Source organism: Paenibacillus barengoltzii NBRC 101215, from assembly GCF_004000745.1.
Classification (GTDB): Bacteria; Bacillota; Bacilli; order Paenibacillales; family Paenibacillaceae; genus Fontibacillus; species Fontibacillus barengoltzii.
On record NZ_BILV01000077.1, the window covers coordinates 20,010 to 30,211 of the forward strand.

A 10,202-nucleotide genomic window follows, 5' to 3' on the forward strand; every position below is an offset into this window, starting at 1 on the left:
ATGATAAACAAGATTAAGAACTTTAAGCTCGACAGCTTTTTTCGGAATGTGGTCGTTCTGGCCAGCGGAACCATCCTGAGCCAAATCATCATATTGGTGACATTGCCAATCATTACCCGCTTATATAATCCTTCCGAATATGGCGTGTACTCCATGTATACTTCCATCATCTCGATCATGCTGATGATGACATCCTTCTCTTACGAAAATGCCATTACCCTGCCGAGCAAGGACAAGACGGCAAGCAGCCTGCTGAGCTTATCCCTTCGCATCTGTGCGTTAGTCAGCCTCATCGGCGGGGTGGGAGTCTATTTCTTGGCCCATCCGCTGTCGGTTTGGACCAATGAACCGGATGTCCAGCGTTATTTCATCTTTTTTATAGCCAGCCTGTTTTTTAGCGGCTTCTATCAAATTTTGAACGGATGGTCCATCCGCAAGAAATATTTTCGGGAGATCTCGAAGACGAAGCTTTCACAAAGCCTCTCTCTCGTATCTTCCCAACTGCTGTTCAGCGGCATCTTCAAAGGTCCGCTTGGACTTATTCTAGGGGACGTCATAGGCCGGTTGGGCGGCGTGATCCCACAATGGAAGCTTTGGCGGAAAGATGTGAAGCAAGAGTCGATGCACAGCAATTGGGCGGAGATGAAGGAAGTCGCCTCCCGATACAAGCGGTTTCCGCTGTTGTCCTTGCCGTCCAACATGCTTAATAGCTTTGGGATCTACTTGCCGACGATTCTTTTTGCTGCCTTTTATGGACCGGAGGTGGCGGGCTGGTTTGCTCTCGGGCAACGGATATTGGGGTCCCCCATGACGTTGATTACCTCGTCGGTGATGAATGTTTATTTATCAGAGTCGTCCAATTATATGCTGTATACCCCCCATAAGCTATATCCCTTGTTTAAGCGGACGGTCCGTAACATCTTTATCATTGGTCTGCTGATTGTACTTGTCATGGTGTTCATTGCACCAGCGACCTTTGCCTTCCTGTTCGGGGAGGCATGGGCTAACTCGGGGCAAATTGTGCAGATTCTGGGAGTCATGTATTTAAGTCAGTTTGTCGCCAATTCGGTGGGTTCCACCATTGATGTGATGGAACGTCAGGATCTACACCTGTACCGAGAAATTGGACGAATCATTATCGTATTGGGCGCAGTGCTGCTTGCCTATTTTTCGGGGCAGAGTGCTGTCACCGCCATCCTGTGGTTTAGCTTAGCGGCTACATTGGGCTATCTGCTTCATCTCGGAATGTCTTGGTTCGCCCTGCGAAAATATCGTAACCTTCCCGAGCCGGAAGAAGTAGAACTGAGGGGATCATGATGTTAATTGTACGCTGTCCGGCAAATCGAGAGCCGGAACGGGAATATATTTTCCATGTGCTCTTGAATGAATTTCTAGGCATTTCCTATACGGTCATTCTTGAGGAACGCATGGATGTCGAGCTCTCGATGCCTTCAGTCAACGACTGCTCGTTACGGCTTCCAGATGTGTTCTTATCAACCCCGGATGAGAAGTGGTTGACGATCGATTCGCTGCCGAGGCTTCCGTTGTTACACCTGGATGCTACCGAGGCCGACTTGGGACGGATTCCAGTTATCTATGGAGATGGCAGAGCTTCGGAAAGCGGCATGTTACAAAGGTCCGAGCATAGCGTGGAATGCGGATTGGATATCTTCGGCAGCTGTTTCTTTATGCTGACCCGCTATGAGGAGGTCGTCCTGCCTGATCGGGATGAGCATGACCGGTTCCCGGCCCAGTGCTCCATCGCTTATCAAGCGGGATTTCTGGATGTGCCCATCGTTAATGTTTATACCGAGCTGTTATGGTTCCTGTGTAAATCTTTATGGCCGGGGCTGGAACGGAAGCGGCGTGCTTCTGTCAAGCGGATTAGCCATGATGTGGACCATCCCTTCTTCGCGCTTCGCCGGAACATATGGGGTATATTGAAGGGCAGCGCTGTGGAGGTTGTCAAACGAAGGGATATGGAAGCAGCCTATCGGAAGGTGCTGATGCTGGGGGGGCGCTCGCTTCGAGTCAAGCGGGATCCGTACTACACGTTCCCTTGGCTGATGGAAGTCAGCGAACGTGCGGGATTACGGAGCAGCTTCTACTTTATCCCTGAGCATACCGATCCGGAATATGACGGTCAGTATTCTTTGGATGATCCCGAGATTGAGCAATTGATGCTGGAGATTCATCAACGGGGTCATGAAATCGGGTTGCATCCCAGTTATCAAACGTATTTGTCCCCATCCCGGATTAAGCATCAATGGGGTCTGCTGAAACGGAAGGTGGATGAACTCGGGATCAAGCAGCCGATATGGGGAGGCCGTCAGCACTTTCTGCGATGGCGTGCGCCGGATACTTGGCAGCATTGGGAAGATGCTGGACTGAATTACGATAGTACGCTGGGCTATTCGAATTATCCCGGATTCCGATGTGGCGTTTGCTATGAATATCCGGTTTTCCAGCTTGCCGAGCGCCGGATGCTGCAACTCCGGGAACGCCCGCTTGTCATTATGGAGAAGGTGATCTTGCATGACGGCGGCTGGAAAGGAGAGTCTGCCTTTGAAGAGATCCGTCGTTATTATCGGGAGTGTATGAAATATAACGGGGAATTTACACTGCTCTGGCATAATAGCTTCTTATTACATCGATCGGACCGTGAGCTCTTCGCAAGGTGCTTGGAGGAACTGACATGAAAATTGCCTACCTGATTCATTGGAATGAAGGGCCGGAAAGCGGCGTTGCCAAGAAAGTGATCGGACAGATGGCCGAGTGGGCCCGTTCGGGGCATGAGGTGGCTTTCTTTTTATTTACCCATCGGCAGATTCGTGCATGGGAAGAAGTTTTGCACAACGTTACGCTGGCTGCACAGGTTTATGACAAGGGTACGGGCCGCCTGTCCGCGTTCCGACAATTATTGGGCCGGATTCGGGACTGGAACCCCGATGTGATTTATCACCGGTATGACCTGTATTATCCGGGGTTGCCAAAGCTGTTAAAACAGTTTCCCTCCATTTTGGAAATGAACACGAACGATCTTGCCGAGATGAAACAGCTGGGGAGCAAGGCAAGATACGGGTATCACTTGGCCACTCGCTCGCGGGTGCTGCGTGCGGCTCAAGGGTTTGTGTTTGTCAGCGGCGAAATGGCGGAGGAACGGCACTATAAAAAATACGTGAAGGATAAAGTCATCATTGGCAATGGATACGCCCTGGATCGGGTCTCGCCCGCACCTGTTGTGCAGCGGGATGAGATCCGGGTGATCTTCATTGGTTCTTCTGGTCAATCTTGGCAAGGGGTTGACCATATTGCCGCTCTCGCCCGCATGCGTCCGTCTTGGACATTTGATATCGTCGGCTTTGCGCCGGAGGATTTCAAGGAGCCTGCGCCTGAAAATATGCTTTTTCACGGCAGACTGGATCGCAGAGACTATGAACCTCTCATGTACCAAGCGGATGTCGCCATCGGAACGATGGCACTCTACCGGAAAGGTATGAACGAGGCCTCGCCCCTTAAGGTGCGGGAGTATTTAGCTTATGGCCTTCCGGTAATTATCGGGTATCAAGACACCGACTTTCCAGAATCTGTCCCGTTTCTGCTGCAGTTACCCAATGTGTCCGGAAATTTGGAGCACCATCTAGCGGAAATCGATGCTTTTGTGCAGAGTTGGCGCGGGAAGCGGGTCCTCCGAGAACAGATCCAGCATTTGGATAACCGGGTGAAAGAGATTGTGAGATTAGAATATATGGATCGCATCCGGAAGAAGGTCAGCCAGCCTTGAACATTACCTTGATTCTGATTCTGGTGTTGGTTGTGTGCATCGGTCTCTTCATCTGCTTGTGCATTACTCGGGAGAACCTGCGGGTGGATGCCGCTTATGTCGTAGGATTTTGCGTTTATTTCGATTTGTTCGGTTATCTCTATAAGCAGGTGATGCCAGGGAATGCGCTGGTGCTGCTGCTGGCCGTTCCGTTCATCCCCGTCTGTATTGCGTTGTTTAGCAAGGGCAGCAAATCCTGGGACTTCCTCAGAGATCAAGGGATATGGTTGTGGGGGCTTGTCTTCTTGTACGCCTTGGGGAGCTTGATCTGGGCGCCGTACGAAACGGCAGGACTCAACAAGCTGCTGATTTTGTTCATTCATGCGGTGGTTCCTGGAATTTATACTTACATCCTGTACAAAAAATACAACAAGTTCTCATGGACTGTTCTTGCATTATTTGGCTTCGCCTTTGCGGCGGCCCATCTTACGCTGGGGGAGTACTCCCAGGAATATCCGGGAAGGCTGGTGCTGCCTGGCGGCAACCCCATTTATAACGCGCGGATGTCGTTGTTTACGGTAACGGTCTGCTTATGGGGGCGGAACATTCCGCTATGGATTCGAATTCCGGTGATCGCCATTGCTGGTGCCTCTGCCATAGCTACAGAATCAAGGGGTCCGATTGCAGCTTTTGCAGTGGCCAACCTGATCATTGGTGCTGTCGTCTTGTTCAACAAATATAAGCAAGGTAAACTCCGCAATCTGAAAGGGATTGTCCTCGCCTTCTTAGCGGTGATTGTTCTAGGGATCTTTGCCGGCTTACCCTATTCCGCTGAGTTGAAGCAATGGGTGGAAGGCAGTCGTTTCTCCGTTCTTTTTGATCGTCAAGCGCTGATGGGGGACGACAATATGATCGGTCGGCTCGTCTTGCAGGAGAAGGCCATCGCGACGTGGAACGAGCACCCGTTTATAGGCGCAGGGATTGGCAGCGTGACGCCGCCTCTCGCCCATGACTTCCCGCATAACGTCTTGCTGGAAATCGTAAGTGAACTGGGCGTTGTGGGGATGACCCTTTGGACCTTGGCTTACCTGTATTCGCTTTGGGCTGGTCGCCAATTCCCAGTGGTGATGGTGTTGTTGCTTCAGACGCTGGGCAGCGCGCTGATGAGCGGTGATTTTGGCTATAACTTCGAGTATCTCCTGATGGCATTTGTGGCCCTTATGTTGGTACCCGAGAAAGAGCAGAAAGGGGGAGAAGAGGATGCCAAGAATCTTGTTCCTCATTACAGGGCTTAGTTATGCCGGAGCGGAGAACCAGCTCGTTCAGCTCTGTAAGGGATTGAAGCCCAAAGGCTGCGAGATTGCCGTGGTCAGTATGACTGCGCCAAAGGCGCATGTCGACGAATTAACTGAGCTTGGCGTGGAAGTGCATACGTTGAACATGAGCAGGGGGATTCCAGATCCTAGAGGGATCCTCCGCCTAAGAAGGATCATTAGTCGCTTTAAGCCGGATGTAGTGCACAGTCATTTGGTCCATGCCAATATTTTGGCCAGAGTGGCTCGGCTGTTCGTTCGAATGCCTTTGTTGATTTGTACGGCCCATACCCGGAATGAGGAAGGGAAAATCCGAGAACTCCTATACCGGTTGACCGACCCTTTGTGCGAAGTAACCACGAATGTGAGTCAGGACGCGGTGAATCATTATATTCAAGAGAAAATCGTGCCGCGGCACAAGATTCGATTTATTCCGAACGGGATTGATGTTAGCCGTTATCATAAGCAGGATACGCGGAATAAGACTCGCGATACGTTAGGCTTGGCAGAGCAACAGTTTACGTGGCTGGCGGCGGGGCGATTCGTGCCTGCCAAGGACTACCGGAATCTAGTCACCGCCTTCCGAAGAGTTGCGGACCTGCATCCGGACAGTCTCCTGCTGATTGCTGGAATAGGGCCGGAGCGTGAAGAGATCGAGGAACTGTGCAAGACGTTGGGGTTGCAGGAGCACATCCGTTTCCTGGGGCTTCGCAAAGATATTCCCGAGCTCATGCAGGCGGCGGATGCCTATGTCATGTCCTCCCGCTGGGAAGGGATGCCGATTGTCCTGTTGGAAGCCGCGGCCAGTGGATTGCCGATCGTGGCAACGGATGTCGGCGGCAATCGGGAGGTAGTGCAGGACGGGGTAACGGGCTTGTTGGTTCCTGCAGAAGACAGCAAGGCATTGGGGGAACAGATGCTGGCCCTGATGGAGAAGTCGCCGGAAGACCGGCAAAGGATGGGCGAGCAAGGAAGGGAATACGTGCAGCAGCACTACACGATGGATGTGGTGATCGACCAATGGCTGAGCCTCTATGCACTACAAGGATTACCGCAGATGCGGAGGAAAAAGCATGATTAAAATCATTCGTTTGAGCGGCTCGAGAGTCGTTGTTTTGCTCTTGGATTGTCTGTTTATTTACATCAGCTATTTGCTGGCCTATACGATTAATTTTCAGGGCAATGTTCCGCAGGAACAATGGAACTCATTCTACGCTTATGCCCCATGGCTCGGGCTGTTTACAGCACTCACTTATTACTTCTTTAATTTGTACAATTTCGCGGGACGTCAGAAGCCGACCAAATGGCTGTACAATTTGCTTCTGGCGGACCTGGTCTTTGTGGTTGAACTGATTCTGCTGCATTATTGGCTGGAATCCTTCAGCCTTCCGAGAAGTGTGGTCGTCATTGCCTGCTTCATTCAATTGGCCTTGACGTTCGCGCTGCGATTGACGTTGTTCTTTATCCAAACCAAGGGAATCGGGAAGAAAAGAGCGCTTCTGGTTATTAGCAATCATAACTCATCTATCGCCATCATTAAAAAGTTGAAAAATGAAGGCAAGGTCTGGTTTGAGCTCCGACACTTGCTAGTTGTGGATCAGGAGACCTCAACACTCGGAGAGGTATGTTGGGAGGAAGTAGACACCCTGATACTGGGACCGGACATCTCGGCGCCTGTCCGAACGGAATTAATACGTCAGGCGGGACATCGTGATATTGAAGTATTGCTGATTCCGGATTTTTACGAGCTGTATTTAATGAAGGCGGAGCTCCAGCAGATCGATGATTTGCTGTTGTATTCCATGATGCCTCCTGCCTTGACGATCTGGGAACGGATGGTCAAGCGCGGCATTGACCTTGTGGTCTCGTCCATTTTGCTGTTGCTCGCCTCTCCGGTGATGCTGCTGATGTTTGTGCTCATCCCGGCTACTTCGAAGGGAAAAGCGCTGTTCTACCAAGAACGTGTGGGGATTCATGGAACAACCTTTAGGGTCATGAAATTCCGAAGTATGGTGGATAATGCGGAGAAGCATACCGGGCCTGTACTGGCAAGCTCCGGGGATGCTAGAATCACCAAGCTGGGGCATTTCATCCGGGCGACCCGGATCGATGAGCTGCCTCAACTGTTTAACGTGATTCGCGGGGATATGAGTCTGGTGGGGCCGCGGCCAGAGCGCCCTTATTTTGTCGAGCAATTTGAGAAGGAACTGCCTCACTATTCGTATCGCCTTATGGTGAAGCCGGGACTCACCGGAATGGCTCAGGTGATGGCCAATTATACGACGCTGCCGTCGGACAAATTGCGCTATGACATCATGTATATTAAAAACTACTCACCGCTGCTGGATTTGAAAATCCTGTTCCAGACCGTACTGGTCGTGCTGCAGCGGGAGCAGTCTAAGGGATTGCAGGCAGAGGCCAAAGATTTTGACAGCATTGAGGATTACCTGCGGCAAGTGCAGATGGAGGTGGCTCCCGGGAGGGAGACACCTTAATCCAGGTTAGGAAGCGACAGGATCCGGTTCTGGTTCGCGGCGATCTTGTTGTTCTCCACCTTCACTTTGGATACTTGGTAAGCCTGCTTCGGATCGAGAAACAGGATTCCGTATCGAACATTCGAAATCGTATTATTCGAGATGATCCCGCTTTGCTTGCTGTCGATCGGCGAGAAAATCCCCGATTTCATATTGATAATGCGATTGTCAGCTACCTTAAAATTAATGATATTCCCCAGTCGAATGCCATTTGAATCGGAGTAATCTGCGGTTGCTCCGTTTGAAATGGTATTTTTTTCGATGATAATATCTGTAAGTACGTCCAGATCGGCTTCGATGGCCGCGTAATAACTTCCGATGCCATCAATTACGTTGCCCGTGACGGTGACATGGCTGGCATAAACCGAAATGCCGGAGAACATGTCCTGCGGGATCGGATCCACGATTGGATAGAAGCGATAGTGATTATCCCCGTTGTATGAGTTCGTAATATGGTTGTTCTTGATCGTCACGCCTGGCGCTGCGATTTTAATCCCGCGTTTTCCGACATGATGAATTTGGTTGTTCTGGATGAGCGAATTGGTTTGGGGTGTGCCGTCCTTCGCTTTGTCGAAATAAATGGCGTCCGCATCTTCACGCGGAGTAATATACGAAAAGGTGTTCCCCGTAATGTTCACGTTTCGAGCATAGGGTTGACCAGGCTCAGCCCAGACGAGAATCCCGCGGGCAATCGGGTTCGGATGAATGGCGGAAATATGTGAAATGTTAGAGTTCTCGATGGTCACTCGGTTTGTGTTCCCGTAAATAAGGATGCCCGACAGCAACGCATTATAATTCGGATGATCCGGGTTCGAAGGCTGAGTGATTTGCATGATGGTACAATTTTTGATCTGAATGTCTTTGGATCCGGTGTGAACTCCAACTCCACGAATTAAGAGGTTATTCGCATCGATCGTAATTCCTTCCAGGGTAATCTGGTTCCCAGATAACCAGAAGGCTTCATAGCCGAACTCATCTCCACTCGGGAATCGGGTAAACTTCAAAACGGGGTTGCCCACGCCAACCACCTTGATGTTGCTGGTGACGAGTAGCGGATCGTCCAAATCCACCAAATATGTACCCGGCGGGATGGTGACCACTGCCCCGTTCGGCTGGTCGGCCGCAAGTTCGAGGGCCTTATGGAAAGCGGCGGTATCATTTGTCTTTCCATTTCCAACGGCTCCGGTGTCCTTCACACTAATTAAATAAGGTTGAGGGTTTTGCTCATCGGCCGCCGCAGCATGGGGAAGCAAACAGATGATGAGCAAGATTGAAGCGCATACCCCCGTTAAGGTTCTCCTATTTCGCCTCTTCATGGTTCATTCTCTCCTAACAAAGACTTCGCTAATGCTTCCCATTCTTCAAGATCGGGAATCCAATAATATAATTCGCTCTTGACTACAGGGTCGTACAGCTTGTCGCTTCTGCCGGGAAGTTGGGTGTAAGTGAATTGATCGCCGTCGATGTCTTTCGCCAACCAGGCCAGGCTGATCATATCGCTGTCGGTGAGGTTCGTATCCAGAATGTCTTGTTTTACTTGATTGATCAGAGAGGGAAGTTTCTTTAAATTTTGCGGTTTGGCCATGGTTAATGCAATTTCCTTGAGGACCATGGCTTGATGAGCTTGCCGTCCCGAATCCCCCCCTGGGAGCGATTTGCGTTCCCGAACCAAATCCAGAACATCGGCGCCGTAGAGATGATTGTCTCCTGCAGGAATGGTCTTGTGCGCGTAGGTGAATTTGACGGGCTCATCCAGGTGGATGTCCAGACCACCCAACGTATCGATGAAATGCTCGAAGCCTTCAAAATTCGTTTTCAAGTAATAGTTAATGCTACAGGAACAGAGATTGCTTACGGCTTGCATGGCAGCCATGGTTCCGTCGTGGCCATCTCCCTTTAGTTCGGCCAGGACGTGCGCGTGGTTGATCTTGGTGTAACCGATTCCCGGAAGGTTGACTCTGGAATCGCGAGGAATGGAGATTAAGTTGACGATCTTCTTTCCAGGGTTCACATGGGCTAGAATAATCACATCTGTCCGGGATGCTTCCTGATCCCGAGCGTCCGTCCCCAAAATAAGCACATTGAAACTTACTTGATCTTTACTCTTGTCATTCGTATCGGATGAATTCGACTCAGATGATTGGGATGACGAGGTGGTAGGTGAAGAGGATTCTTCTGGTTGAGGTGCAGCCAAAACAGGAATTTCTGTATTGTTGAAGTGAGTCGCCGGACTCAGCTTCCAATAGGTAAACAGCCCCGCTCCGACTAGAAGCAGGATCAATATGCCTGCATACCCCATTCGTTTTTTCCATTTCATACTTAAACTAATACTCCCCTCCAAAGCAGACAATCCGTGGGGTATAAATTCCCCTTCTTTCTGAATTGTAACTTAAGTCGCATAAGCTGGCAAACCTTATCAGGATTCGTCATTTCGCGGAATCATCAGATCTGAAAGTCCTGGGCATCGCAGACTTTATGTGTTCCATAAGGGAGGTTGCGCTTAACGTACTTGATAAGGGTCAATTCCGTGTCAACTCATATAAAAATGTTACCGAAGGATAATGGTTCACTCACGTAATTTTGTTACCCAGT

The 10,202-nt window shown here is 50.3% G+C and carries 8 protein-coding genes; 6 read left to right on the top strand and 2 right to left on the bottom strand.

What is annotated here, in order from left to right:
- Genes PBA01S_RS18370 through PBA01S_RS18395 form a run of 6 tightly spaced genes read left to right on the top strand, consistent with a single transcriptional unit; the run spans window position 1 to window position 7,571 of the window.
- On the top strand, window positions 1–1,317 hold the full coding sequence (locus PBA01S_RS18370; RefSeq protein ID WP_164744198.1) for a lipopolysaccharide biosynthesis protein: 1,317 nt from the start codon (window positions 1–3) through the stop codon (window positions 1,315–1,317).
- A complete protein-coding gene (locus PBA01S_RS18375; RefSeq protein WP_051416875.1) occupies window positions 1,317–2,699 on the top strand; it encodes a polysaccharide deacetylase family protein in 1,383 nt (460 codons plus the stop codon). Before PBA01S_RS18370 ends, PBA01S_RS18375 begins: the two co-directional genes overlap by 1 nt.
- A complete protein-coding gene (locus PBA01S_RS18380; protein ID WP_127576496.1) occupies window positions 2,696–3,784 on the top strand; it encodes a glycosyltransferase in 1,089 nt (362 codons plus the stop codon). The genes PBA01S_RS18375 and PBA01S_RS18380 overlap by 4 nt, the downstream gene beginning before the upstream one ends.
- The gene (locus PBA01S_RS18385; RefSeq protein WP_028538488.1) at window positions 3,781–5,058 is read left to right on the top strand and encodes an O-antigen ligase family protein; all 1,278 of its coding nucleotides are present in this window, start codon (window positions 3,781–3,783) and stop codon (window positions 5,056–5,058) included. The genes PBA01S_RS18380 and PBA01S_RS18385 overlap by 4 nt, the downstream gene beginning before the upstream one ends.
- On the top strand, window positions 5,024–6,157 hold the full coding sequence (locus PBA01S_RS18390) for a glycosyltransferase (RefSeq protein ID WP_127576497.1): 1,134 nt from the start codon (window positions 5,024–5,026) through the stop codon (window positions 6,155–6,157). Before PBA01S_RS18385 ends, PBA01S_RS18390 begins: the two co-directional genes overlap by 35 nt.
- A complete protein-coding gene (locus PBA01S_RS18395; protein WP_164744199.1) occupies window positions 6,150–7,571 on the top strand; it encodes a sugar transferase in 1,422 nt (473 codons plus the stop codon). Before PBA01S_RS18390 ends, PBA01S_RS18395 begins: the two co-directional genes overlap by 8 nt.
- Here PBA01S_RS18395 and PBA01S_RS18400 read toward each other — a convergent pair.
- Entirely contained in the window at window positions 7,568–8,926 is a 1,359-nt protein-coding gene (locus PBA01S_RS18400; RefSeq protein WP_127576498.1) for a right-handed parallel beta-helix repeat-containing protein, read from the bottom strand. The two genes, PBA01S_RS18395 and PBA01S_RS18400, sit on opposite strands and share 4 nt — an antisense overlap.
- Entirely contained in the window at window positions 8,923–9,927 is a 1,005-nt protein-coding gene (locus PBA01S_RS18405; protein WP_028538484.1) for an LCP family protein, read from the bottom strand. Before PBA01S_RS18405 ends, PBA01S_RS18400 begins: the two co-directional genes overlap by 4 nt.
- Window positions 9,928–10,202 lie beyond the last annotated feature (275 nt).